The sequence below is a fragment of the Streptomyces spinoverrucosus genome (assembly GCF_006539505.1).
Lineage (GTDB): Bacteria > Actinomycetota > Actinomycetes > Streptomycetales > Streptomycetaceae > Streptomyces > Streptomyces spinoverrucosus.
This window is the reverse complement of sequence record NZ_BJND01000043.1, coordinates 34,935-58,999: the sequence shown is the minus strand read 5'-3', so window position 1 is coordinate 58,999 and position 24,065 is coordinate 34,935. Positions and strand designations below refer to the sequence as shown.

The 24,065-nt window shown below is 71.7% G+C and carries 22 protein-coding genes, 2 pseudogenes and 1 riboswitch; of the genes and pseudogenes, 12 read left to right on the top strand and 12 right to left on the bottom strand.

Going from position 1 to position 24,065, the window contains the following annotated elements; genetic code table 11:
• Window positions 1–141 precede the first annotated feature (141 nt).
• The 3 genes and pseudogenes from SSP24_RS27320 to SSP24_RS27310 all read left to right on the top strand — a co-directional run.
• On the top strand, window positions 142–993 hold the full coding sequence (locus SSP24_RS27320) for an aminoglycoside phosphotransferase family protein (RefSeq protein ID WP_373306676.1): 852 nt from the start codon (window positions 142–144) through the stop codon (window positions 991–993).
• Window positions 990–1,472 carry a GNAT family N-acetyltransferase gene (locus tag SSP24_RS27315; protein ID WP_141312370.1) on the top strand — a complete coding sequence of 161 codons (483 nt, stop codon included), beginning with the start codon at window positions 990–992 and terminating at the stop codon, window positions 1,470–1,472. The genes SSP24_RS27320 and SSP24_RS27315 overlap by 4 nt, the downstream gene beginning before the upstream one ends.
• Window positions 1,473–1,813: 341 nt before the next feature.
• Window positions 1,814–2,035 (top strand): annotated as a pseudogene (locus tag SSP24_RS27310) (TauD/TfdA family dioxygenase); the annotation flags it as partial.
• A gap of 184 nt (window positions 2,036–2,219) precedes the next feature.
• Here the strand turns inward: SSP24_RS27310 and SSP24_RS27305 are convergent.
• From SSP24_RS27305 to SSP24_RS27295, 3 genes are all read right to left on the bottom strand, one after another.
• The gene (locus tag SSP24_RS27305; protein WP_141312368.1) at window positions 2,220–3,722 is read right to left on the bottom strand and encodes an MFS transporter; all 1,503 of its coding nucleotides are present in this window, start codon (window positions 3,720–3,722) and stop codon (window positions 2,220–2,222) included.
• Between the two features lie 84 nt (window positions 3,723–3,806).
• Window positions 3,807–4,778 carry a zinc-binding dehydrogenase gene (locus tag SSP24_RS27300; RefSeq protein WP_141312367.1) on the bottom strand — a complete coding sequence of 324 codons (972 nt, stop codon included), beginning with the start codon at window positions 4,776–4,778 and terminating at the stop codon, window positions 3,807–3,809.
• Between the two features lie 51 nt (window positions 4,779–4,829).
• Window positions 4,830–5,999 carry an FAD-dependent oxidoreductase gene (locus tag SSP24_RS27295; RefSeq protein ID WP_141312366.1) on the bottom strand — a complete coding sequence of 390 codons (1,170 nt, stop codon included), beginning with the start codon at window positions 5,997–5,999 and terminating at the stop codon, window positions 4,830–4,832.
• Between the two features lie 138 nt (window positions 6,000–6,137).
• On the opposite strand from SSP24_RS27295, the gene SSP24_RS27290 reads away from it, so the two are divergent.
• Window positions 6,138–6,818, top strand: a complete 681-nt coding sequence (locus tag SSP24_RS27290) for a pentapeptide repeat-containing protein (protein WP_167529721.1) — start codon at window positions 6,138–6,140, stop codon at window positions 6,816–6,818.
• A gap of 75 nt (window positions 6,819–6,893) precedes the next feature.
• On the opposite strand, the gene SSP24_RS27285 is transcribed toward SSP24_RS27290, so the two are convergent.
• Window positions 6,894–7,394, bottom strand: coding sequence for a hypothetical protein (locus SSP24_RS27285; protein ID WP_141312364.1), 501 nt, complete (start codon window positions 7,392–7,394; stop codon window positions 6,894–6,896).
• 38 nt (window positions 7,395–7,432) lie between these two features.
• Between SSP24_RS27285 and SSP24_RS27280 the strand changes: the two genes are divergently transcribed.
• The gene (locus SSP24_RS27280) at window positions 7,433–8,842 is read left to right on the top strand and encodes a M1 family metallopeptidase (protein ID WP_141312363.1); all 1,410 of its coding nucleotides are present in this window, start codon (window positions 7,433–7,435) and stop codon (window positions 8,840–8,842) included.
• A gap of 51 nt (window positions 8,843–8,893) precedes the next feature.
• Here the strand turns inward: SSP24_RS27280 and SSP24_RS44320 are convergent.
• Together SSP24_RS44320 and SSP24_RS27270 are read right to left on the bottom strand one after the other, a co-directional pair.
• A pseudogene (locus tag SSP24_RS44320) lies at window positions 8,894–9,064 on the bottom strand (helix-turn-helix domain-containing protein); the annotation flags it as partial.
• A gap of 116 nt (window positions 9,065–9,180) precedes the next feature.
• Entirely contained in the window at window positions 9,181–9,756 is a 576-nt protein-coding gene (locus SSP24_RS27270; RefSeq protein ID WP_141312362.1) for a TerD family protein, read from the bottom strand.
• Between the two features lie 172 nt (window positions 9,757–9,928).
• Here SSP24_RS27270 and arfB point away from each other — a divergent pair, with 172 nt between their 5' ends.
• Together arfB and SSP24_RS27260 are read left to right on the top strand one after the other, a co-directional pair.
• Entirely contained in the window at window positions 9,929–10,369 is a 441-nt protein-coding gene (gene arfB, locus SSP24_RS27265) for an alternative ribosome rescue aminoacyl-tRNA hydrolase ArfB (protein WP_141312361.1), read from the top strand.
• 109 nt (window positions 10,370–10,478) lie between these two features.
• Window positions 10,479–11,330, top strand: coding sequence for a sigma-70 family RNA polymerase sigma factor (locus tag SSP24_RS27260; RefSeq protein ID WP_141312360.1), 852 nt, complete (start codon window positions 10,479–10,481; stop codon window positions 11,328–11,330).
• Between the two features lie 6 nt (window positions 11,331–11,336).
• Here SSP24_RS27260 and SSP24_RS27255 read toward each other — a convergent pair whose 3' ends face one another.
• Window positions 11,337–11,939: a flavin reductase family protein gene (locus tag SSP24_RS27255; RefSeq protein WP_167529720.1), complete on the bottom strand. Its 603-nt coding sequence runs from the start codon at window positions 11,937–11,939 to the stop codon at window positions 11,337–11,339.
• Between the two features lie 320 nt (window positions 11,940–12,259).
• Here SSP24_RS27255 and cdgB point away from each other — a divergent pair, with 320 nt between their 5' ends.
• Entirely contained in the window at window positions 12,260–13,924 is a 1,665-nt protein-coding gene (gene cdgB, locus SSP24_RS27250; RefSeq protein WP_141312359.1) for a diguanylate cyclase CdgB, read from the top strand.
• Window positions 13,925–14,045: 121 nt separating this feature from the next.
• Window positions 14,046–14,984 carry a carbohydrate-binding protein gene (locus SSP24_RS27245; RefSeq protein ID WP_141312358.1) on the top strand — a complete coding sequence of 313 codons (939 nt, stop codon included), beginning with the start codon at window positions 14,046–14,048 and terminating at the stop codon, window positions 14,982–14,984.
• 13 nt (window positions 14,985–14,997) lie between these two features.
• On the opposite strand, the gene SSP24_RS27240 is transcribed toward SSP24_RS27245, so the two are convergent.
• The 3 genes from SSP24_RS27240 to SSP24_RS27230 form a co-directional block, all read right to left on the bottom strand.
• Window positions 14,998–15,927 (bottom strand): 1-phosphofructokinase family hexose kinase, encoded by a 930-nt coding sequence (locus tag SSP24_RS27240; protein WP_141312357.1) that lies wholly within the window; start codon window positions 15,925–15,927, stop codon window positions 14,998–15,000.
• Between the two features lie 132 nt (window positions 15,928–16,059).
• Window positions 16,060–17,166 carry an N-acetylglucosamine-6-phosphate deacetylase gene (nagA, locus tag SSP24_RS27235; protein ID WP_229864913.1) on the bottom strand — a complete coding sequence of 369 codons (1,107 nt, stop codon included), beginning with the start codon at window positions 17,164–17,166 and terminating at the stop codon, window positions 16,060–16,062.
• Between the two features lie 104 nt (window positions 17,167–17,270).
• Window positions 17,271–18,215, bottom strand: a complete 945-nt coding sequence (locus tag SSP24_RS27230) for an ROK family protein (protein ID WP_141312355.1) — start codon at window positions 18,213–18,215, stop codon at window positions 17,271–17,273.
• Window positions 18,216–18,375: 160 nt separating this feature from the next.
• Here SSP24_RS27230 and SSP24_RS27225 point away from each other — a divergent pair, with 160 nt between their 5' ends.
• Genes SSP24_RS27225 through otsB form a run of 3 tightly spaced genes read left to right on the top strand, consistent with a single transcriptional unit; the run spans window position 18,376 to window position 20,782 of the window.
• Window positions 18,376–19,614, top strand: coding sequence for an extracellular solute-binding protein (locus SSP24_RS27225; protein ID WP_141312354.1), 1,239 nt, complete (start codon window positions 18,376–18,378; stop codon window positions 19,612–19,614).
• Window positions 19,615–19,650: 36 nt separating this feature from the next.
• A complete protein-coding gene (locus SSP24_RS27220) occupies window positions 19,651–19,878 on the top strand; it encodes a DUF3263 domain-containing protein (RefSeq protein ID WP_141312353.1) in 228 nt (75 codons plus the stop codon).
• Between the two features lie 43 nt (window positions 19,879–19,921).
• Complete coding sequence (gene otsB / locus SSP24_RS27215) at window positions 19,922–20,782, top strand: trehalose-phosphatase (protein ID WP_141312352.1); 861 nt, start codon at window positions 19,922–19,924, stop codon at window positions 20,780–20,782.
• A 522-nt stretch (window positions 20,783–21,304) separates the two neighbouring features.
• Here otsB and SSP24_RS27210 read toward each other — a convergent pair.
• Together SSP24_RS27210 and SSP24_RS27205 are read right to left on the bottom strand one after the other, a co-directional pair.
• Complete coding sequence (locus SSP24_RS27210) at window positions 21,305–22,705, bottom strand: alpha,alpha-trehalose-phosphate synthase (UDP-forming) (RefSeq protein ID WP_141312351.1); 1,401 nt, start codon at window positions 22,703–22,705, stop codon at window positions 21,305–21,307.
• Window positions 22,706–22,799: 94 nt separating this feature from the next.
• Window positions 22,800–23,744 carry a glucosyl-3-phosphoglycerate synthase gene (locus SSP24_RS27205; protein ID WP_141312350.1) on the bottom strand — a complete coding sequence of 315 codons (945 nt, stop codon included), beginning with the start codon at window positions 23,742–23,744 and terminating at the stop codon, window positions 22,800–22,802.
• A gap of 171 nt (window positions 23,745–23,915) precedes the next feature.
• Window positions 23,916–24,057: riboswitch (SAM riboswitch) on the top strand.
• The last annotated feature ends 8 nt before the right edge of the window (window positions 24,058–24,065 follow it).

Below are 24,065 nucleotides of genomic sequence, written 5' to 3'. Positions count from 1 at the left end.
TCGGATTTCGTCGTTCTGGGGCCGGGTGTCGCTGGAATGCGTGCCGGATGCTGCCGGGAAATTGGGTCGAGTCGGCGCGCGTCTGTCCATAGGGTCTCTTTTGTGATCGAGATTCCGAGGGAGCTGGCGGAGTCCCAGGCGATGTACAACGGCGAGGAGGGCCGCGCCTTCATCGCCGGACTGCCGCAGCTGGTGGACGGTTTCCTGGACCGCTGGGAGCTGCGGATCGACGGGCCGTCCATGTACGGCATGTGCGCGCTGGTCCTGCCGGTCGTCCGGGCGGACGGCACGCGCGCGGCGCTGAAGCTGCAGCTGCTCGACGACGAGAGCGAGGGCGAGCCGGTGGCCCTGCGCGTGTGGGACGGCGACGGGGCGGTACGGCTGCTGGACCACGACCCGGACACCGGCACGATGCTCCTCGAACGCCTCGACCCTGCCCGGATGCTGTCCCACGTGCCCGACTCCCGCGAGGGCGTGCTGGTCATCGCCCGACTGCTGGCCCATCTGACCTCCGTACCGGCCCCTGCGGGCATGCGCCGGCTCGGTGACATCGCGCGGGCGATGCTTCAGCGGACGCCGGGGGCGCTGGAGCGGGTCCCGGATCCCGAGGCCCGCCGTCTGCTCGCCGACTGCGCCGCCGCCGTACGGGAGGTCGTGGACGAGCCGGGGGACCGGCTGCTGCACTGGGACCTGCACTTCGAGAACGTCCTCGCCTCCGACCGCGCCCCCTGGCTCGCCATCGACCCCAAGCCGCTCGCCGGTGACCCCGGATTCGAGCTGTGGCCCGCCCTCGACAACCGCTTCGACGCCGAGGAGGTCCGCTGGCGGTTCGACGCGATGACCGACGTCATGGGTCTGGACCGGGAACGGGCACGGGCGTGGACGCTCGGGCGGCTGCTGCAGAACGCCCTGTGGGACATCGAGGACGGGCGACCGCTGGACGACGGGCAGCTGGAGATGGCCCGTCGGCTGCGGGCTAGCCTGCCCTCATGATCCGTACCGCCACACCCGACGACATCCCCCTCATCCACACCCTGGTGCGCGAACTCGCCGAGTACGAGAAGGCACCCCAGGAGGCGAAGGCCACGCAGGAGCAGCTGCGGGAGGCCCTCTTCGGTGAGCGGCCCGCCGCGTACGCGCACATCGCGGCCGACGACGTCACCGGGGAGGCCGTCGGCTTCGCGCTGTGGTTCCTCAACTTCTCCACCTGGCGCGGTGTGCACGGCATCTACCTGGAGGACCTGTACGTACGCCCACGCGCGCGGGGCGGCGGTCACGGCAAGGCGCTGCTGCGGGAGCTGGCGCGGATCTGTGTGGAGCGCGGCTATGAGCGCCTGGAGTGGTCGGTGCTGAACTGGAACCGGCCCGCGATCGACTTCTACGAGTCCCTGGGGGCCCGTCCGCAGGACGAGTGGACGGTGTACCGGCTGACGGACGGGGCGCTGGCCGAGCTGGGGGGCGGGGAGTCGTGAGTCCGGACCCGGCGACTTGGGCGTCGCAGCGGGACCGGGAAGTCATCGGGAACGCGAGGCGGCAGTGTCCTTGACTCCAGGGCAGGGAGGAGAGGGCAGTGGGGGGAACGCACAGCGGGTGCTGCTGGTCGAGCCGGAGGGCCAGGTGGTCGACGCGGCGGCAGCGGTGGGGCTCGAGGCCTGGTCGGTGCGGAAGCCGGAGCGGAGCGTTGCCTCGGGTGCGTACGGGGTCGGGCGTTCCTCCGAGCGGCAGCTGGTCGTGGACACCGACGATGTGGATGCGCTGCACTCCCTGCTGGTGAACTGCGGGTTCACGCACGGGATCTGCGGCGCGGACCGCCCTCGACCGGCTCCAGGAGGTGTGCCGCGCCGTCGCCCACGGCGTCCGCCTCCGGCCCGGCCAGGCGCTGCTGATCAACAACCGCAAGGGCGTGCACGCGCGCACCTCCTTCACCGCCCGGTACGACGGCCGGGACCGCTGGCTCCAGCGCACGTACGTACGGCGCAGCCTGTGGAACATCCGCTACCGGGTGACGCCGGAGAACCGCCGCGTCCACTACTGATCCGGGGTCAGCGCAAGCCGGGTCGCACGGTGACCGTGCCTTCGAAGTCACCGTCGAGCCGGCGGGACTTCTCCGGAGGGTACGAGGGCATGCCGGGCCCGGAGGCCGGCGGCCCTCTTGCAGGACCGCCGAAGAACATAACGGGGGACAAGAGGTGGCCGAACGCGGCTGCCTCCAGGCGCGTCTAGGCGACCGACTCCGATACCGGCGCCTTCGCCGGCGTCGCGTGTTTCGGGGCCCGCGCCGTGACCAGCAGGGCCGTGGCCAGGGCGGCCAGGAGCATGAGGCCGGCGGCGCACCAGAGGGCGACCGTGTAGCCGTGGACGACGGCCTCGCGGGCCACCTCGTCGGGCTGGGCGGAGGCGGTGAGGTGGGCGGTGAGGTAGCCGGCGGTGCTGGTGGTGGCGAGGGTGTTCAGCAGGGCCGTACCGATGGAGCCGCCCACCTGCTGCGAGGTGTTGAGGGTCGCCGAGGTGACGCCCGAGTCGCGCGGGGCGACGCCCGCCGTCACCGTGGCGAACACCGGCATGTAGGTCAGGCCCATACCGACGCCCACCAGGAGCAGGCCGGGCAGGATGTCGGCGGCGTACGAGGAGTCGACGGTGAGCCGGGTGAGGACCGCCATTCCGCACGCGCCCAGGACCATGCCGGGGGCCATCAGGGCGCGCGGCGGTACGTGGTGCAGCAGACGGGCCGCGAACTGGGTGGAAACGGCGACGGTCGCGAGCGTGATCGGGACGAAGGCCAGGCCGGTGCGCGCGGGCGAGTAGCCCAGGACGACCTGGAAGTAGTAGGTCATGAAGAGGAACAGGCCGAACATGCCCATGATGGCCAGCATCATCGTCAGGAAGCAGCCCGCCCGGTCGCGGTCCTTGACGATGTGCAGTGGGAGCAGCGGCATGGGCGCCCTGCCCTGCCACCACACGAAGGCCGCCAGCAGTACGACACCTGCCGCGAGCAGTCCGAGGACGAACACGTCGGTCCAGCCGTGGGTCTCGGCCTCGTTGAAGCCGTAGACGATTCCGACCAGACCGCCGCAGCCGAGCAGCACGCCGGGCACGTCGAGGCGGGCGCCCGTCCGGCCGGGGCGGTCGCGCAGGACGGCGAAGGCGCCGAGCAGCGCGAGAACGGCGATGGGCGTGTTGACGTACAGGCACCAGCGCCAGTTGAAGTACTCGGTGAGCAGCCCGCCGAGGATGAAGCCGGTGGCGGAGCCGCTGCCGGCCAGGGCGCCGAAGATGCCGAAGGCCTTGCCGCGTTCCCTGGGGTCGGTGAACGTGGTGGCGAGCAGGCTCAGCGCGGTCGGGGCGAGCACGGCCGCGAAGGCGCCCTGGAGCGCGCGGGCGCCGAACAGCATCCCCGGGCTGACGGCGGCGCCGCCCAGCGCGGAGGCGGCGGCGAAGCCGATCAGCCCGATGACGAAGGTGCGTTTACGGCCGACCAGATCGGCGATCCGGCCGCCGAGCAGCAGCAGACCGCCGAAGGCGACGGTGTAGGCGGTGATCACCCATGGGCGGTCGCCGTCGGTCATCCCCAGCTCGTCCTGGGCGGACGGCAGCGCGACGTTCACGATCGTCGAGTCGAGGACGACCATCAGCTGGGCGAGAGCGATCACCACCAGCCCCCACCAGCGGTGGGGGTCGGCGTCCACGGAAGCTGTGGGTTCACCAGTCCTGGGCGCGTTCATCGGGACAGAAGAACATGAATCAGGGCGTACTACCTGTGATGCCACGCCCCATGTGGTCAGGTCTTTGCGGTCGGGCTACTCCGCTCAGGGCTCCAGGACCACCTTGCCGGTCGTGCCGCGGTTCTCCAGTGCCCGGTGCGCGGCCGCGGCCTCGGTGAGCGGGAAGCGGTGGACGGCGGGGGTCAGCCGGCCCGCGGCGGCCTCGGCGAGGGCGCGGAGTTCCAGGGTGCGGATGGGGTTCGGGCCGCCCGCCTTCTCCATCATCACCGGGCCCAGGACCTGCACGGTGACGCCCTCGACGACCAGCGGTTCGCCGCCCTGGATGCCCTCGGCGGACCAGCCGAAGACGACATGCCTGCCGCCGGGGGCGAGCAGACCGACGGCCGTACGGGCGGTGTCGCCGCCGACGCCGTCGTACACGATCGTGACCTTGCCGTCGTACGCCCGGACCTTCTCGGGCCAGGCGGGGTCCCGGTAGTCGACGGCGAGGTCGGCGCCGTTCGCGGCGACCCGCTCCGTCTTCCGGGGGCCGCCGGCCAGGCCGATGACCGTGGCGCCCGCGTTCTTGGCGTACTGCACGAGGAGGGTGCCGATACCGCCGGCCGCGGCCGGGATCAGGACCACGTCACCCGGGCCCGGCTCGGCGAACTGCACGATCCCCATCGTGGTACGCCCCGTGCCGATCATGGCGACCGCCTCGGCGAAGTCGAGGCCTACAGGGATCTCGTGCAGACGTTCGGCGTCGGTGACGGCGCGTTCGGCGTAGCCGCCGGGGACGAAGCCGAGGTGCGCGACGACGCGCTTGCCGAGCCAGGCCTCGTCGGTCCCCTCGCCGAGCGACTCGACGACTCCAGCAACCTCGCGGCCGGGGATGGTGGGCAGCGTGGGCGCGGGGCCGGGGCCCTGGTGGCCGGCGCGGATGGCCGTGTCGAGCAGGTGTACGCCGGCGGCGGCGACGGCGATACGGACCTGGCCGGGGGCGGGTACGGGGTCGTCGACCTCCTCAGGGATGAGGTTCTCGGCGGGGCCGAAGGTGTGAAGGCGGATGGCGAGCATGGGGTCCCCCCGTGACTGGCGGTGTTCGTCTGACTTCCCCACTCTTCAACCTCAAGCATGCTTGAGGTCAAGCGTGTGCGGGCCGTGCTGTCCGAGCGCCAGCGATACGGCGGTCAGCGCGCTGTTGAAGGACACCTCCGACAGGACACCGGGCGCGGCGACCTGGTCGCCGGCCAGGTACACGCCGTCGCCGCGGTCCACGGCGGGCCGGTCGCGCCAGGTGGTGCCGGGCAGGTCCACGGCGCCGGTACGGCCGCCCGCGATCGCCTCGCGCCGCCAGGTGACGCGGTCCCGCCAGCCGTCGAACCCGAGATCGAGCAGTTGTTCGGCGCTGGCGATGCCATCGGCGCGGGACTCGTGCGGGGCGATCGGGATCTGGCCCTGGATGAGCTGCTCGCCGGCCGGGGCGAGGGTGCGGTCCTGCGCGGTGAAGCGTTCGAGCCAGCCGGGCGCGTCCAGGTCGGAGACGACGAAGGGGTCGCCGCGCCGGGTGCGTACGGCCAGGTCGATGAGGGCCGTACGACCGCTCGGCCAGCTCAGCGAGTCGTCGCCGAGGAGGCGGCGGGCGGCGTCGAGGGAGGTGGCGACGATGACGGGCGTGTCGGTGGGGAGGGTGTCGACGCGGGACAGGGTCTCGATACGGACGCCCAGATTCCAGGCGCGGGCGGCCATCCGGTCGATGACGCTCGCCCAGCCGCCGCGCGGATAGTGGGCCTCGGGCGGCAACTTGGTGGCCCGGCGCAGCCGTTCCTGCACGAACGCGGCGGACAGGGCGCCGGGGTCGTGGTGAAAGAGGGCCACGGCGGAGTAGTGCGCGGCGGCACGTGCGCCCTGCTCGCCCACCTGTTCGGTGGCCCAGGTCAGGAAGTCCAGGTCGACCGGGGCCTGTCGGACGGCGCGGCGCGACAGCCGGAGCATGGCGAGGGGCGGGGTGCGGCGCAGGACGCCCCGGTGGCGCAGCCGCAGCCGGGCGGCTTCCAGGGGCGGGATGGGGGCGAGGGGGCCGATCAGGTCGCGCTGCTTGAGCCAGGTCCAGTGCGGGCCGCCGTTGTAGAGGGCGTGCGGGCCCTCGTTCGTCCGGTACGGGCCCTCGGCGGTGCGCGCTCGGCCGCCGAGGGTGTGGTGGGCTTCGTGGACGGTGACCGTGGCGCCCGCTTCGGCGGCGGTGATGGCGGCGGTGAGGCCGGCGAAGCCGCCGCCGATGACGGTGACGTGGGGCATGGGGTCGGTCTCCCTTGGCTCGGGTTGGCCTTCTGGGAGTACGACTCGCTGCGCGCGCCGAATGTGACATCAGGGCGCGGATATGGGCGTTTGCGCAGGTCGGAGGGATTGTCAGTGGTGGGGTGGAGGATGGGGGGCATGGTGAGGCGGGCGGCTGGCGGCGGCGGCGTGAAGGCGGCACGGCGACCGGAGGTGCGGCTGTTGGAGTTGGAGGTGTACGGAGGGGGAGGACTGGAGTCGGACGGGGATTACGACGGGCTGGAGTTCAGGGAGGTGGAGCTGGGTGGGCAGGACGGCGGGGGCGCCCGCTTCTTGGACTGCGCGTTGACGGGGTGCGCGCTGGACGAGACGCGACTGCACCGGGCGCGTTTCCTGGGCTCGGTCCTCACCGCACCGCGCGGCGTCGGCACGAACCTGTCCGAGGCCACTCTGCGCGACGTCGAGCTGCGTGACGCCCGCCTGGGCGGTACGCAACTGCACGGTGCCGCACTGGAACGCGTCCTGATCCGGGGCGGCAAGCTCGACTTCCTGAACCTTCGCGGGGCCCGGCTGAAGGACGTGGTCTTCGACGGCTGCGTCCTGGTGGAACCGGACTTCGGGGGCGCGTCGCTGGAGCGCGTCGAGTTCACGGACTGCGCGCTGAAGGGGGCGGACTTCAGCGGGGCGACGCTGGCGGACGTGGACCTGCGGGGGGCGGTGCCACTGGAGATCACGCGGGGGGTCGACCGGCTGGCGGGGGCGGTGATCAGCGCGGGGCAGTTGGTGGAGCTGGCGCCGGTGCTGGCGGGGGCGTTGGGGATCAGGGTGGAAGGGGGGTGACTTTGGGCGGGGCTGGGGGATGAGGGGGCGTCGTCGAGGGCACGCCGGTTGCCTCGGTGACCCTCCGCCGCAGCGTCACGGCACGCGCGGAAACCGTGCCTGCAGTGACCAGATCGCCGGGTTCTCCGCCAGGTCCTCGTGCAGGTCGCACAGGTCGGCGATCAGGTCGTGCAGGAAGTCCCGGGCCTCGCGGCGGAGTTCGGTGTGGGAGAAGGTGAGCGGGGGTTCCTCGGCCGGCTGCCAGTCGGACTCGATGTCGACCCAGCCGAAGCGGCGCTCGAAGAGCAGACGGTCGGTGGACTCGGTGAAGTCCAGCTCCGCGTGCTGGGGACGGGCGGCACGGGAGCCCGCCGGGTCGCGGTCCAGCTGCTCGACGATGTCGCACAGCGCCCACGCGAAGTCGAGCACCGGCACCCATCCCCAGGCTGTGGACAGCTCCCGGTCCTTCTCGGTGTCGGCGAGATAGACGTCACCGCAGAACAGGTCGTGCCGCAGGGCGTGCACATCCGCGCGGCGGTAGTCGGTCTGGGGCGGGTCCGGGAACCGGTTGGAGAGGGCGTAGCCGATGTCGAGCACGTACGTGATGGTGTCATGCCCCTCGTAGGATCTCGGACGTGTCCCGTTTCGCACCGGTCGTCCCTGTTGCCGCCCTGCTCACGCTCGCCCTCACCGCATGTTCGAGCACCGGCGTCGAGGGCACCCCGGGCGGCTCCGGCGTGCGCGACCCGTACTTCCCGAAGGCGGGCAACGGCGGCTACGACGTCACCCACTACGACCTGGCCCTCTCCTACACCCCCGCCACCCGCCACCTCACCGCCCGCACGACGATCACGGCCCGCGCCACCCAGGACCTCTCCGCCTTCAACCTCGACCTCCAGGGGCTGAACGTCGAGACGGTCACCGTCGACGGCACCACCGCCCGCTGGAACCGAGCCGGCCAGGAACTGACCGTCCGCCCCCGCGACGACCTCGCCGAGGGCCGCACCTTCCGCGTGACGGTCCGCTACTCCGGCACCCCGGCCACCCTCACCGACCCGGACGGCTCCGAGGAGGGCTGGCTGCCCACCGACGACGGCGCGCTCGCCCTGGGCCAGCCGGTCGGCTCCATGGCCTGGTACCCCGGCAACCACCACCCCTCGGACAAGGCGACGTACGCCATCACGGTCACCGTGCCGAAGGGCCTGCGGGCGGTCTCGAACGGGGAACTGAAGACCGAGAAGACCACCGACGGCCGTACGACCACCACCTGGCACACCGCCCAACCCATGGCGAGCTACGTCACCACCCTCGCCGTCGGCCGCTACGACATCAGCCACACGCGGACCCCGGACGGCCTGCCCGTGTACACCGCCGTCGACCCGACCGAGGCCTCCGCCAGTCGCAAGGTGCTGGCCCGTATCCCCGAGGTCCTCGCCTGGGCGGAGGAACTCTTCGGCCCGTACCCCTTCACCTCCACCGGCGCGATCGTCGACCGCCCCGGTGACGCCTCCTACGCCCTGGAGACCCAGACCCGCCCCGTCTTCCCCGGCGCCCCGGACATCGAGCTCCTCGTCCACGAAATCGCCCACGAGTGGTACGGCAACTCGGTCACGCCCAAGTCCTGGCGGGACATGTGGCTCAACGAGGGCTTCGCGACGTACGCGGAGTGGCTGTGGCAGGAGGACCACGGCGGCCCCACCGCCCAGCACATCTTCGACGCGCTCTACGACGGCACCCACTACGCCATCCCCGAGGACAACAAGGCCGTCTGGTCCTTCCCGCCCGCGCATCCCACGGACGCCGCCCACATCTCCGGCGACCCCGTCTACGACCGCGGCGCGATGGTCCTGCACAAGATCCGCCAGACCCTCGCCGACGACACCGCCTTCCGCGCCCTCCTGCGCGGCTGGGCCACCACCCACCGCCACGGCAACGCGAGCACCGAGGACTTCACGACGTACGTGGAGAAGCAGGCCCCCGACAAGGACTTCGCCCCGATCTGGAAGGACTGGCTGTACGGGGAGGGCAGGCCGGAGCGGCGGTGATGAAGGCGCGGCCCGGCTTCTGAGGGGGGCGAGGTCGGTCGAGGGCGGGGGTCAGGCGACTGAGGGGCGTCCGTCCGGCGGTGCTTGGTTCGGCTCGGCGCAGCCGTGTGCGGTGAAGACGAACGTTGAGCGGTCGCCGTCGAGGTCGATCGTCAGCGACGCGTCCAGGGCCTTGGCCAGACGGGTCAGCAGTGGCAGGGTCGGTACGGAGTCGCCGCCCTTGGATCAGCAGGAGACGGGCGACGCCTGAGGCGACGGCGAAGCCTGCCACCCATGCGGCGGGCCCCCCAACGCGGCGTTGAGGGGCCCGGTGTTCAAGCCGCTGGAGTGGGCGTCGCTCAGACGTTCACGCCGAAGTCCTGGGCGATGCCGACCAGGCCCGAGGCGTAGCCCTGGCCGACTGCGCGGAACTTCCACTCGGCGCCGTTGCGGTAGAGCTCGCCGAAGACCATCGCGGTCTCGGTGGCTGCGTCCTCCGACAGGTCGTAGCGGGCGATCTCGGTGCCGCCGGCTTGGTTGATGATGCGGATGTAGGCGTTGCGGACCTGGCCGAAGTTCTGCGAGCGGTTCTCCGCGTCGTAGATCGAGACCGGGAAGACGATCTTGTCGATGTCGGCGGGGAGGCCGGCCAGGTTGACGTTGATCTGCTCGTCGTCGCCCTCGCCCTCGCCCGTGCGGTTGTCACCGGTGTGGACGATCGTGTTGTCCGGCGTCTGCTTGTTGTTGAAGAAGACGAAGTGGCCGTCCGAGTAGACCTTGCCCTGTGGGTTGACCGCGATCGCCGACGCGTCGAGGTCGAAGTCGGTGCCGGTGGTGGTGCGGACGTCCCAGCCGAGGCCCACGGTGACGGCGGTCAGGCCCGGAGCCTCCTTGGTGAGCGAGACGTTGCCACCCTTGGACAGGCTTACAGCCATGGTCGGGAGTTCCTTCCCTCGATGCGTGCGCTATGCGTGTGCGGTTACTGAAGCTACAGCTACCCCTATGAACGTCGAGGGTGGTGCCACGGGTTCCCCGGACTTTACTTTCTTTACCCAACAGCCGGATCCGGCGATATTCGGGTGACTCCCACCCCGTCCAAGCGGGAACATGTCAGCCATGTCCGGTCACCCGCACGTCATCCGCGGCTCCGTCTCGCTCCCCGAGGCCGAGCTCCAGTGGCGTTTCTCGCGTTCCTCCGGGCCGGGTGGCCAGCACGTGAACACCAGCGACACCAGCGTGGAGCTGCGGTTCGACCTCGCCGCCACCGAGGCCCTGCCCGAGGTGTGGAAGCGGCGCGCCCTGGAGCGGCTGGCGGGCCGCCTCGTCGACGGCGTCGTCACCGTACGTTCCTCCGAGCACCGTTCCCAGTGGCGCAACCGCGAGGCCGCCGCCGTACGCCTCGCCGCGCTGCTCGCCGAGGCCACCGCTCCCCCGCCCAAGCCCCGCAGGCCGACCCGCATCCCACGCGGCATCAACGAACGCAGGCTGCGGGAGAAGAAGCAGCGGTCGGACACCAAGCGGGGGCGGTCCGGTCGCGACTGGCGGTAGCGGCCCGACTGCTCCTGTCACATCGGCTGTCACATCACCCGTCCCGCATCCGTCATAGTCCTGACGGCATCGTGCCGGGCACCCACGACGAGGGCTGGTGACGGGACACATGAGCGAGCAGGACTTCCTTGCCGAGCGCTTCGAGGCGCACCGCACGCACCTGCGTGCCGTCGCCTACCGCATGCTCGGCTCCCTCGCCGAGGCCGACGACGCCGTGCAGGAGGCCTGGTTCCGGCTGAGCCGCAGCGACACCCGCGAGGTCGACAACCTCGCCGGGTGGCTCACCACCGTCGTCGGGCGGGTCTGCCTCGACATGCTGCGCTCTCGCAAGTCCCGCGCCGAGGAGCCGCTGGACCAGTCCCTGGACGCCGCCACCACAGGCCCCGGCCCCGACCCCGAGCACGACGCCCTCCTCGCCGATTCCGTCGGCGTCGCCCTGCTCGTCGTACTCGACACGCTCACGCCCGCCGAACGGCTCGCCTTCGTGCTGCACGACATGTTCGCGGTGCCCTACGACGAGGTCGCCGGCATCGTCGGGCGGACGCCGACGGCGGCTCGGCAGCTGGCCAGCCGGGCGCGGCGGCGGGTGCAGGGCGCTCCGGCGCCGGACGCGGATCTCGCCCGGCAGCGGGAGGTCGTCGAGGCCTTCCTGGCCGCCGCGCGGGCCGGCGACTTCGAGGGGCTGCTGAAGGTGCTCGACCCGGATGTCGTCGCCCGGGCGGAGATCGGCGTGACCATCGGTGCGGCCGCGGTCGCGGCCAACGCGGCGCGCTTCGCGCACCTCGCCCGGGTCTCCCGGACCGTCCTGCTCGACGGGGTGCCCGGGGTGGCGACGCTCTCCGACGACGGGCAGCGGCTGCTGCGGGCCATGCGGTTCACCGTCGTACGGGAGCGCATCGCCGTCATCGAGATCGTCACCGACGCGGCACGCCTGTCCCGGCTGGAGGTCACGCTGCCCTGAGAAACCTCACCCCAGGTGCCGGTACCGCCCCTTGAAGTACAGCAGCGGCCCGCCGTCCGCGCTCGGCACCCGAGCCGTCAGCACCCGCCCGATCACCAGCGTGTGGTCCCCGGCCGTCACCCGCTGCTCGGTCCGGCACTCCAGGGTCGCGAGCGCGCCGCCCACGAGCGGCGCGCCGCTCGCCTCGCCGCGGGCGTAGGGGATGTCCTCGAAGAGCAGGCGGTCGCTGATGCGGCCTTTCATGGCGAACCGGCCGGCGATGTGCCGCTGGCTCTCGGAGAGAACCGAGACCGCCCACAGGGGCTGTTCGGCGAGCAGGTCGTCCATGCGGGCGCCCTCGCGCAGGCTGACCAGGACCAGCGGCGGGTCGAGGGAGACGGACATGAACGCCGTCGCCGTCATGCCGACATCCTCGCCGGCCGGCGCCAGCGGGTCGTCCGGGTCGAGTGCCGGCTCGCGCGCGGTCACCAGGACCACCCCCGCGGCCAGCCGGGACATCGCGGCACGGAACTCGTCGTTGGTCACCCCCACAGCATGCCCAAAGGGCGCTGCCGTGGACGGCTGGGCGGGCACCGTGACGGGCGGTGCGGATGCGTGTGTGTTCGGCACATACGGAACGCTAATCTCCGTGCGTGCGCGCCCGCATCGGACCTCGGCCCGAAGGCGGTCCTAGGTCCTGCGACGGACACCGATGGCCACCGATGGGCACCGATGGGCATCCGCACAATTCTTGCGTTCGGTAAACGCACGGGAAAACCGCAGAAACCCCACTCAATTGTTCACGTTTAGCTGTGACTTGAGTCACAAGGGCCATTAATTGTTGACCCTGTGTACCGGGTGGGCAGCGCGCTGTGATTCAGTGGCGGGAGGGTGTAAGGCCAAACGTAAGGGCACTTGATTCGCTGCGAGATCTCGGGGGGAGGGCGAGCATGGAGACCGAGTCGGAGCCGTATGTCCGCCTTGCGTCCCTGCGACAGCTGCACCAGGTCATGGGCGACATGAACACGGCCCGCAGCCTGGCGGACACATTGCAGACGGTCGCGGACGGGGTCGTCACCGCCCTCAACTACGAGCTGGCGTGCGTCAACCTCGTACGCCCGGACGGCGACCTCGTCGTCGCCGCCTTCTCCGGCAACCCCGCCGCCGAGGCACTGATCACCGGCCGGGTCGGCTCCCGCGAGTCCTGGGAGCGGCGCCTGAGCATGGGCGAGCAGTGGGGCGACCTCGTCTTCATCCCGCACACCGAGGGCTGGGTCCTCGACGACGACGACGTCCCGCAGTGGTACACCGAGGGGCCCGCGCCGCGCTTCGAGGACGAGTGGCACCCCTCCGACCGCCTTTTCGCGCCGATGTACGCCCCCGGAGCGCAGGGCGGTGCCTCTTCCGGCGAGCTGATCGGCGTCCTGTCCGTGGACCGGCCGCGCAACGGGCGGCGGCCGGGCGCGTGGGGGCGTGAGGCGCTCCAGATGTACGCCTTCCAGGCGGCCATCGCCATCAGCAACGCGCGTCTACGCGCGAATATGCAGCGGGCACTGGTCCGCCTGGAGCGCGAGCAGCAAGCCCTGCGCGCCAGCGAGGAAAGCTTCCGGCAGGCGTTCGAGTACGCCCCCTCCGGCATGGCCATCGCCGAGATGGGCGGCGACCAGCACGGCCGCATACTCCGCACCAACGACGCCCTGTGCCGCCTGCTCGGCCGCCCCGCCTCCGCGATGCGCCGCTACTCCTTCTCCGACCTCGTCCACCCCGAGGACATAGGCACGCTCCTGCGCACCTCCGCCGAGGGCGGCCGAGCCGAGCTACGCCTCGGGCGCCGCGACGGCAGCTACGTCTGGGTCTCCTTGCGCAACTCCGTCGTCGCCGACGCCGCCGACGGCCCCCGCTTCCTGCTCACCCACGTCGAGGACATCGAGGAACGCAAGCGCCGCGAGCTCCAGCTCGCCCACCGCGCCTCCCACGACTCCCTCACCGGCCTGCCGAACTCCGCCGAGCTGCGCTCCCGCCTCTCCTCCCGGCTCTGCCAGCGCCCGCAGACCGGCTACCCCGGCGCCCACGACTCCCACGACGCGGCCTACGGCCACCCCGTCTACGACGCAGGCGGGCACGGCTTCGACTTCGTGCCGGGCGGCCAGGACAGCTTCGACGTCTACGACCACCACGTCCACACGATCGCCCCCGAGGGCGATCATGACGACGGCACCAAGGGGCTCGCGGTGCTCTTCTGCGACCTCGACGGCTTCAAGTCGATCAACGACCGGTTCGGGCACAACGCGGGCGACGCCGTGCTCATCGAGGTGGCCCGGCGGCTCAGCAACGGCGTCCGCGACGGCGACACGGTCGCCCGGCTCGGCGGCGACGAGTTCGTGATCCTCGCCGACGGGCTCGGCCGGGCCGACGCCCAGGACCTCGCCGTGCGGCTGCGCAACGAGATCATCCAGCCGATCCGGGCCGAGGGCCGGGCCGTCAGGGTCGGGGCCAGTTTCGGCATCGGCTGGGCGCACTGCGGCATGACGGCGGACGAGGTGTTGAAATCCGCTGACGAACGGATGTATGTCGAGAAACGGTCTCGTCCCAAACAGCACCGGCGGGCGGGATGATCCGCAGCTCGGGGGGATGATGCGACCGGGGTCACCCGTTTGGGCCATCGGGAGCGGGTAGGCTCGCCATTCTCATCACACGTACCGCATTCGTTCCGCACCTGTTGAGGAGTACCAAGGGATGACGCCCGGCAACAACGGCGCGAGCACGCCCGAGGACGACGACCCGTTCGGCTACCTGTACGCCGACGGTCAGGCCAACGGCGCCCAGCCCCCGTCCGGCGGCTACGGCTACCCGAACTCGGTCAGCAGGGTGCGCGCGGTCGGCGAGCGGCCGTACGGTCAGCAGGCGTACGGCCAGCAGAGCGTGCCGCAGCAGCAGGGTGCGTACGGCAGGCCGAACGCCTCCTACGCCGCCCCCGAGACGTTCCCGGGCAGCGCGCCGACCACCCAGCAGCCGATGCCCGGACACGCCTCCGGCGGGGGCGGCGGCCGGGGCCGCGGGCCCAACACCAAGGGCCTGCTGATCGGTGCGATCGCGGTGGTCGCCGCGGTCGTCATCGGCATCAGCGTGGCCATGCTGGGCGGCGGCGATGATGACGCGGCTGGCGATCAGCCCTCCCCCACCCCGTCCGTCTCGCAGAGCGCGGAGCCGACCCCGTCGGGGGAGAGCAGCGCGGACAGCGAGGTCGAGCTGCCGAAGATCGACGCCAAGGCCCTCCAGCTCGGCGGCGGCGCCACCACCGCGTCCGACATCAAGGGCGCCCAGGCGGACGGCGGCGTCTACGTGACCGGCTTCAACGCCGTCGGCGCCTCGGTCACCTGGACCGTCAACGGCATCCCCGAGTCCGGCAAGTACACCCTGTACGTCGGCTACGGCGTGCCCGGCAAGGACGCCAACGCGACCCTCACGGTCAACGGCACGCCCTCCACCACGGGCGTCGACCTGAAGAACTGGGCCAACGCCCCCGAGGGCGACTACGCCAAGGGCTGGACGCGCACCTACAACTACATCCAGCTCAACAAGGGCACCAACACCATCAAGGTCTCCTGCGAGCAGGGCAACCAGTGCGACGCCAACCTCGACCAGATGTGGCTGGTCAAGGGCTGGGTCGAGTAGCGGCGGCCGCCGCTCAGGCCGCGCTGGCCTCCCCGGTCACCGCGACCCGCCCCAGCAGCTCCTCGTACGTCCGCCGGTCGAACTCGCCCGCGACCGGCGCGTGCACCGTGGCGGTCGCCAGCGCGACCGCGCGGGTCAGGCGCTCCGGCCACGGCCGGCGCTCCACCAGTGCGGCCAGCAGGCCAGCCGTCGCGGAGTCGCCGGCGCCGGTCGGGTTGCCGTGCACACGGCCGGGCGGGGTGGCGCGCCAGGTGCCCTCCGGGGTGGCCGCCAGCAGGCCCTCCGGGCCCAGGGAGGCGACGACGGCGTGGGCGCCCCGGCGGCGGGCGGCGTGGGTGGCGCGCAACGGCTCGTGGGAGCCGGTGAGTTCGGCCAGTTCGTCGCTGTTGGGCTTGACGATGTCGGGGCGGGCGGCGACCCCGCGGCGCAGCGGCTCGCCGCTGGTGTCCAGCAGCACCGGCACGCCGGCCGCGCGGGCGGTGCGTATCAGGCCCGCGTACGCGCCCACCGGCACCCCCGGCGGCAGGCTGCCGCACAGGGCGACCGCCGAGGCCGACGCGAGCAGATCCTCGTAGGCCTCCTGGAGGGCGGACCACTCGGGCGGTGCGATCGCCGGGCCGGGTTCGTTGAGCTGGGTCGTGTCGCCGGTGCGCTCGTCGACCACGGCTATCGTGCGCCGGGTCGCGCCGCCGATCGGGACCAGCGCGTCGACCACGCCGGGCGTGGCCGTCAGCCGGTCCTGGACGATCCGTCCGGTGCCGCCGCCGGCGAACCCGGTGACCGTCACCTCGTGGCCGAGCGCGGCCAGCACCCGGGCCACGTTGACGCCCTTGCCGCCGGGGCGTTCGGTGACCTCGGAGACCCGGTGGGTGGCGTGCGGCCGCAGGGACCGTACGCGGTACGTGATGTCGAGAGCGGTGTTCAGCGTGACCGTGAGGATCACCTGGGCCGACCTCCCCCGAAGGATGCGCTTGTCGTGTTGTCCGGAGAGTTTTTCCGGAGGGTCGATCATGCCAAAGAGACGGCGGTCGGCCCAGTCCTCGGGTCGGCCACCGTCTCTCTACTGGCGGATGAATCAGCCCAGTTGGGGATCGACCACCCATTCGCCCCGGCGCATCACGCCCTTGAGGTCGAAGTCCGCGTCCAGGACCACCAGGTCGGCGTCCTTGCCGGGCTCCAGGGAGCCGATCCGGTCGTCCATCCCGAGCAGCCGCGCCGGGTTGGCGGACAGAGCCCTGACGACGTCCTCGACCGGGAGCCGGTCGATGGTCACCGCCCGCTTGAAGGCGCGGTCCAGGGTGAGCGTGGAGCCCGCGATCGAGCCGCCCTCCACCAGCCGGGCCACACCCTCACTGACCTCGACCTCCAGCGGGCCGAGCATGTAGCGGCCGTCGCCGAAACCGGCCGCGTCCATCGCGTCAGTGATGAACGCGACCCGCTCCGGGCCCGCGTGATGGAACGCCAGCTCCAGCGCGGCCGGATGCAGATGCGTACCGTCGTTGATCAGCTCGACCGTGACGCGGTCGTCCTGAAGGAGGGCGGCGATCGGGCCGGGGGCGCGGTGGCCGAGCGCGGGCATCGCGTTGAAGAGGTGCGTGGCGACCGTCGCGCCCGCGTCGATCGCCTCGACCGTCTGCTCGTACGTCGCGTCCGTGTGGCCCACCGCAGCGATCACGCCGTGCTCCACCAGCAGGCGTACGGAGTCGATGCCGCCCGGCAGTTCGGTGGCCAGCGTCAGCATCCTGGCCTGGCCGCGCGCGGCGTCGATCAGCTTGCGCACCTGGGCCGGTTCCGGGTCGCGCAGCAGGTCCTCCGCGTGGGCGCCCTTGCGGCACGGGGAGATGAACGGGCCCTCGAAGTGGATGCCGGCGATCTCGCCCTGCTCGGCCAGCTCGGAGAGCAGGCCGGCGCGGTGGGTGAGGGAGTCCATGTCGCCGGTGACCGTGGAGGCGACCAGGGTTGTGGTGCCGTGGAGGCGGTGGGTGTGAATGCCGGTGACTACGTCGTCTGGTGTGCCCGAAGTGAACGAAGCTCCACCGCCGCCGTGGTTGTGGATGTCAACGAAGCCGGGGACCACGTAGTGGCCGGTGAGGTCGATGAACTGGGCGTTCTCCGGGGCGGTGGCGGCGATGCGGGTGCCGTCGACGGTCACTTGGCCGTCTTTGACGGTTCCTGTGGGCATGACGACGTTGGCACCGGCGAGCACCGTGGGGGTTCCGGCCGTCGCGGGGTGCGGGTGGTGTGTGGCTGGTCGCGCAGTTCCCCGCGCCCCTGGGGGGGTTGCCATCAGGGCGTTGCCTCCTTGCGGTCGGTGTGGTTGAGGAGATCCCAGGCCAGGAGCCCGGCGCCCAGGCAGCCGGCCGTGTCGCCCAGGGCCGCGGGGACGATCGTCGGCAGTTTCTGGAAGGTGACGCGTCGGTCGACCGCGTCCCGCAGTGGTGTGAACAAGGTTTCTCCTGCCTCGGCCAGCCCGCCACCGATGACGAGTGTGCGCGGGTCCAGCAGGGTGAGGGCGGTGACCAGGCCGTCGGCGAGGGTGTCGATGGCCTGCTGCCAGATCCGTACGGCCCGCGGGTCGCCGGATTCGACCGCCTTCGCGCAGTCCGCCGCGTCCGCCTGGGCGTCGCCGGTTGCCGTCGCCCATGCCTCGCTGACCGCCGACGCCGACGCGAACCGCTCCAGGCAGCCGCGCTGGCCGCAGGGGCAGGGGGTCCCTCCGGGGCGTACGACGACATGGCCGATCTCGCCCGCGAAGCCGTGCGCGCCCGACTCCACCCGGCCGTCGATGCCGATGGCGCCCGCTATGCCGGTGCCCAGCGCCACGAACAGGAAGCGGTCCGCTCCCCGGCCCGCGCCGATCCGGCCCTCGGCCAGGCCGCCGGTGCGCACGTCGTGGCCGAGGGCGACCGGGATGCCGTCGAGCCGCTCGGTGAGCAGCGTGCGCAGGGGTACGTCCCGCCAGCCGAGGTTGGCCGCGTAGGCGGCGATGCCCTGCTGCTCGTCGACGATGCCGGGGACGGCGACTCCGGCGGCGCTCGCGGGGGTGCCGAGGTGCTGGGCGCCGTACGCGCGCAGCTCGGCGGCGAAGTCGAGGATGCCGTCGACCACCGCCTGCGGCCCGCGCTCGCGGCCGGTCGCGCGGCGGGCCTGGTGCAGCAGGGCGCCGTCCGCCCCGACCAGGGCGGCCTTCATCCCGGTGCCGCCCACATCGAGGGCGATGACGTGTCTCACGGGGGACAGTGTGGCCCGTGGACCCGGAAGAGGTCTAGTCCACTTGCGTGGTGTAGACCTTAATCCGGAATTCGGACCACGTGAACGATCACGTGAACGGCGTATGGACAGGGTGGGCAACAGCGTGCAGCGGCGGGGCAGGACAGGAATGATCGCGGTGATGTCCGCACTGGGCATGACGGCGGTCCTCGGCGGCTGCGGCCTCACTTCGGGCTCCGACGACGTCACGCTCAGACTGGTTGCCGCGGACTACGGCGACAGCGCGGCGAACAACTCCAAGAAGTACTGGGCGAAGCTCGTCGACGCGTACGAGGCCGACCACCCCGGCGTCCAGGTCGAGGTCACCGTCTACTCCTGGAACGACGTCGACCGCGAGGTCAAGGAGATGGTCGACGCCGGGAAGGCGCCCGACATGGCGCAGATCGGGGCGTACGCCGACTACGCGGCCGACGATCTGCTCTACACCGCCGACGACCTGCTCTCCATCCCCGTCCAGGCCGGTTTCTCCTCCGCGCTCGCGCAGGCGGGGCAGGTCAACGGGGCGCAGTACGGCATGCCGTTCGCCGCCTCCACCCGGCTGCTCTTCTACAACAAGAAGCTCTTCCAGGAGGCCGACCTCACCCCGCCGACCACCTGGGCGGAGCTGGCCGACGCCGCCGAGGCGCTGAAGGCGGAGGGCGTGAAGTACCCCTACGCGCTGCCGCTCGGCTCGGAGGAGGCGCAGGCCGAGACCATGCAGTGGCTGCTCAGCGGGGGCGGCGGCTACACCGACGGGGTCAGCACGTACACCATCGACTCGGCGGAGAACGTCGAGACCCTCACCTGGCTGCGCGACAAGCTGGTCGCCAAGAAGCTCACCGGGCCGGTCGCCCCCGGCAAGCTCAACCGGGCCGACGCCTTCGCCGCGTTCGCCAAGGGCGAGGTCGGCATGCTGAACGGGCATCCGTCCCTGATGAAGACGGCCGAGAAGCAGGGCGTGGAGTTCGGCATGGTGCCGATGCCCGGCGTGGACGGCGAGTCCAAGGCCACCATGGGCGTCGCCGACTGGATGCTCGCCTTCAAGCAGAACGGCCACAAGGAGCAGGTCGGCGAGTTCCTCGACTTCGTCTACAGCGAGGAGAACGTCCTCGACTTCTCCCGGGAGTACGACCTGCTGCCGGTCACCAACCCCGCCTCCGACGTGATGAGCGCGGCGGCGGAGGACCGGGACCTGAAGCCCTTCCTGGACGAACTCGCGCTCTCGGAGCTGTACCCGGTCGGCAAGACGTCCTGGGCGGAGGTCAGCGCGGAGGTCAAGAAGCGGATCGGCTCCGCCGTGGAACCGGGCGGCAGCCCGGAGGCGATCCTGAGCCAGCTGCAGTCGACGGCCACGACGGCGGAGAGCTCGGCGGCCGGGTAGGGGCCGTTGTCGGTGGTGGCCGCTACCGTGCGGAGCATGGACCAGCTCGCTCGACGGGAACAGGACATCCTCGCTCTGGAGCGCCGTGGCTTTTCGGGCCCCGGCGCCAAGGAGCGTACGATACGTGAGGAGCTGGGTCTGGCCCCCGTCCGCTACTACCAGCTGCTCAACGCCCTGCTCGACGACCCGCGCGCGCTGGCGCACGACCCGGTGACGGTGAATCGACTGCGGCGGATACGGGAGCGGCGGCGGGCGGAGCGGTAGGAACGGCAGGGCCGGACCGGTTCCGGGTCGATAGGGTCGCCGTATGGGCAGCCACGAGACCGGAACCGGCAAGACTCCCCCGACGCCCGCCACCTCCGCCGGGCGGGCCGGGCTCGACGCGATCCTCGCGCGGCCCGGCAAGGCGGTGATCGCGCTCGACTTCGACGGGACCCTCGCCCCGATCGTGCCCGACCCCGAGCAGGCCCGCGCCCACCCGGACGCCGTACCCGCGCTCGCCGCCCTCGCCCCGAAGGTGGCCGCGGTCGCGGTGATCACCGGCCGCCCGGCCGACGTCGCCGTGCGCCACGGCGGCTTCGCGGGCGTCGACGGCCTGGAGCACCTCGTCGTCCTCGGTCACTACGGCGCCGAACGCTGGGACGCCGTCAGCGGCGAGGTCAGTGCCCCGGCCCCGCACCCCGGCGTCGCGGCCGTGCGGGAGGAGCTGCCCGGCCTGCTCGACCGGGTCGGCGCCGGGCCGGGCACATGGATCGAGGACAAGAGCCGCGCCATCGCCGTCCACACCCGCCGCGCCACCGACCCCCAGGCCGCGTTCGAGGCCCTGCGCGAACCCCTCTCCGACCTCGCCACCCGCCACGGCCTGATCGTCGAACCCGGCCGCATGGTCCTGGAACTGCGCCCGCCCGGCATGGACAAGGGCGTCGCCCTCCTCGAATACGTCCGGGAACTCGGCGCCGAGTCCGTCCTCTACGCCGGCGACGACCTCGGCGACCTCCCCGCATACGCGGCGATCGACAAACTCCGCTCCGACGGCACACCGGGCCTCCTGGTATGCAGCGGCAGCGACGAGGTGACCGAGCTACGACAACGAGCGGACGTGGTGGTCGACGGCCCGGAGGGGGTCGTGGGTCTGCTGGCGGGGCTCGCGGCGCAGCTAGGCGGCTGATCGCGGGGCCCGCGGCTCGGCTGGTGGGCTGATCGCGGCGCTGCTGGTGGGCTTGTGGGGCTCGCGCCACAGCTGGGGGCTGCTCGCACGAGGCTGTCAGCTGCTGGGGTGCTCGTGAGGCTCGCGGCGCAGCTGGTGGGCTGCTCGCGGGGTGCGGTCAGCTGCGGGGGTGCTCGTGGGGTTCGCGCTTCAGCTGGAGGGCTGCTCGCGGGGGTGCGGTCAGCTGCGGGGATGCTCGCGGGGTTCGCGCCTCAGCTGGTGGGCTGATCGCGCGGGGCGGTCAACTGCGGGGGTGCTCGCGGGGCTCGCGGCGCAGCCGGCGGCCTACTCGCGCCGGAGCGGTCAGCCGACGGGGTGCTTGCGCGGGGCAGTCAGGTGCGGGGGTGCACGTGGGGCTCGCGGCTCAGCCAGTGGCCTGCTCGCGTGGTGCGGTGAGCCGACGGGGTGCTTGCGCGGGGCGGTCAGCTGCTGGGGTGGTCGTGGGGCTCGCGGCTCAGTCAGTGGCCTGCTCGCGCGGTGCGGTCAGGCGGCGGGCTGTTCGCGCAGGGCGTTCAGTTGGTCCAGGAACCACTGGGCCGGGGGCAGTGCCGTCGCGGATGCCGCCAGGCGCTTCGTTCGTTCGGCGCGTTCGCCGGGGCGCATCGTCAGTGCCTCGTACAGCGCGTCGGCCGTGCCGCCGATGTCGTACGGGTTCACCCCGATGGCGTCCTCGTGCAGCTCCTCGTACGCCCCCGCCTCCCGGGACAGGACCAGCGCGCACCCCTCGTCGGACACGAGCGGCACCTCCTTGGCGACCAGGTTCATGCCGTCCCGGATCGGGTTCACCAGGGCGACGTCCGCGAGCCGGTACGCGGCGAGGGAGCGGGCGAAGTCGTCCTTCACATGCAGTACGACCGGCGTCCAGCCCGGCGTCCCGTACCGCTCGTTGATCTCCTCGGCCACCCGCCGCACCTCCGCCGTGTAGTCGCGGTACACGGTGAGGTCCTGCCGCGACGGGTACGCGAAGGCGACGTGCACGACCCGCTTCCGCCACTCGGGGTGGTCGTCGAGGAGCTGCCGGTACGCCAGCAGCCCGCGCACGATGTTCTTGGACAGCTCGGTCCGGTCGACGCGGACGATCGCCTTGCGCCCCTCGCCGATCTCCGCCCGCAGCGCCACCATCCGCTCCTCGACGTCGGCCTCGTGCGACCGCTTCCGCAGGAAGTCGGCGTCCGCACCGAGCCCGTGCACGCCGACCCGCGTGTCCCCGAGGCCGCCGGCGAACGCCTCGCAGCACGCGGTGAAGGCATCCGCCCACCGATGCGTGAGGAACCCCAGCCGGTCCGCGCCCAGCATCCCCCGCAGCACTTGCCCGGCGACATCGTCCGGCAGCATCCGGAAGTACTCCGGCGGCGCCCACGGCGTATGCGAGAAGTGGCCGATCCGCACATCCGGCCGCAGCTCGCGCAGCATCCCCGGCACCAGCGTCAGGTGATAGTCCTGCACCAGCACCGCCGCCCCCTCGGCCGCCTCCTGGGCCAGCGCCTCGGCGAACGCCCGGTTGTACGCCTCGTACGACGCCCACTGCCGCCGGAACTCCGCGTCGAAGACCGGCTCCACCGGCGTCTGGTACAGCATGTGGTGAACAAACCACAGCACCGAGTTGGCGATCCCGTTGTACGCGTCCGCGTGCACGTCGGCCGGAATGTCCAGCATCCGCACCCCGGCCTCGCCGACCCCGCGCCGCACCGCCTCACGGTCACCGTCACCGAGCGCCGAGCACACCCACAGCGCACCGGCGTCCGGACCGATCGCGGACAGGCCGGAGACGAGCCCGCCGCCACCGCGTTTGGCGTGCAGCGAGCCGTCGTCGCGCACCTCGTACGACACCGGGCCACGGTTGGAGGCCACCAGTACCTGCGCAGGACCGTACGTCGAAGCCATACGCCTCAACCTAGCCCTCTCCCGAACCGCTCAAACGTACGGTTCGAGCCCTGAAGGGACCGGAAAGGACCGGGAAGGCGACCGTATACAACGGTCAGGCCACCTTCCGGGCCGCGTACTCCGCGATCTCCACCATCGGCGGCCGCTCCTCCGTGTCCACGGAGAACGTCCGTGCCTCGAACCCGTCCTCCACCCGCTCGAACTGGGTGAGGGAGGGGCGGATGAGGTGGCCCCGGGCCAGCCGCAGCTGGGCCGTGCGGTAGATCGCCGCCGCCATCCGGCCCAGCGCCTGCCCGTCCTGGTGCCGGTGCTTGCGTACCCCGATGTCGACCTGCGCGAGCGCGTCGAGCCCGACCAGATGCAGGGAATCCACCAGCATGCCCAGCTCCACGCCGTACCCGACCGGGAACGGCAGCTGCTCCAGCAGCGAGCGCCGGGCCGCGTACTCCCCGCCGAGCGGCTGGACGAAACCGGCCAGCTGCGGCCAGTGCATGTTCAGCAGCGGGCGGGCCATCAGCTCGGTCACCCGGCCGCCCTGCCCGGCCGCGCCGCCCAGGGGACGGTCGTACATCCCCTTGACCAGGTCGACCCCCGGGTCGGTGAGCAGCGGGCCGACGATGCCCGTGACGAAGTCCGAGGAGAACTCCTTCAGGTCGGCGTCGATGAAGCAGATGATGTCGCCGCGCGTGACGAGCAGTGAGCGCCACAGCACCTCGCCCTTGCCGGGGACGGCCGGGATGCGCGGGAGTATCTCGTCGCGGTGCACCACCCGGGCGCCCGCCGCGGCGGCCACCTCGGAGGTGCGGTCGGTGGACCCGGAGTCGACCACGACGATCTCGTCGACCAGCGGGACCTGCTCGACGAGGTCGTGCCGGATCGCGGCGACGATGTCGCCGACGGTCTCCTCCTCGTTGAGCGCGGGCAGCACGACACTGACCGACTGGCCCGTGTGGCGCTTCGCGGCCAGGATCTTGTGGAGCGGGCGATCGGTCAGTGACCAGGAGCGGGTGCTCAGCCAGCGCTCGACTTCTTCCAGCACAGTCTGCGGCTCCTCTGCGTTCTCTCGGCGAGCGGACGAGGTCTGTGATCCATCTCGCGGTTCGGACGACTATCTCAACTGTCCTGGCCTTCGGTTACAGTCTTGAACAACGCTGATGACCATCGCATGTCGGGGGCCGTCCGCGTCCACAACCGCACAACAACCGCATACAGCTCATCCAGAGGGGCAGAGGGACACGGCCCGATGAAGCCCCGGCAACCCCCCTGATTCCGGACTCGTTCACGCGAGGCTCCCGGCCAGGGAAGGTGCCAATTCCGTCTCACGGCGAGGTGCGTCGTGAGGAAGATGAGGAGAAAGGGC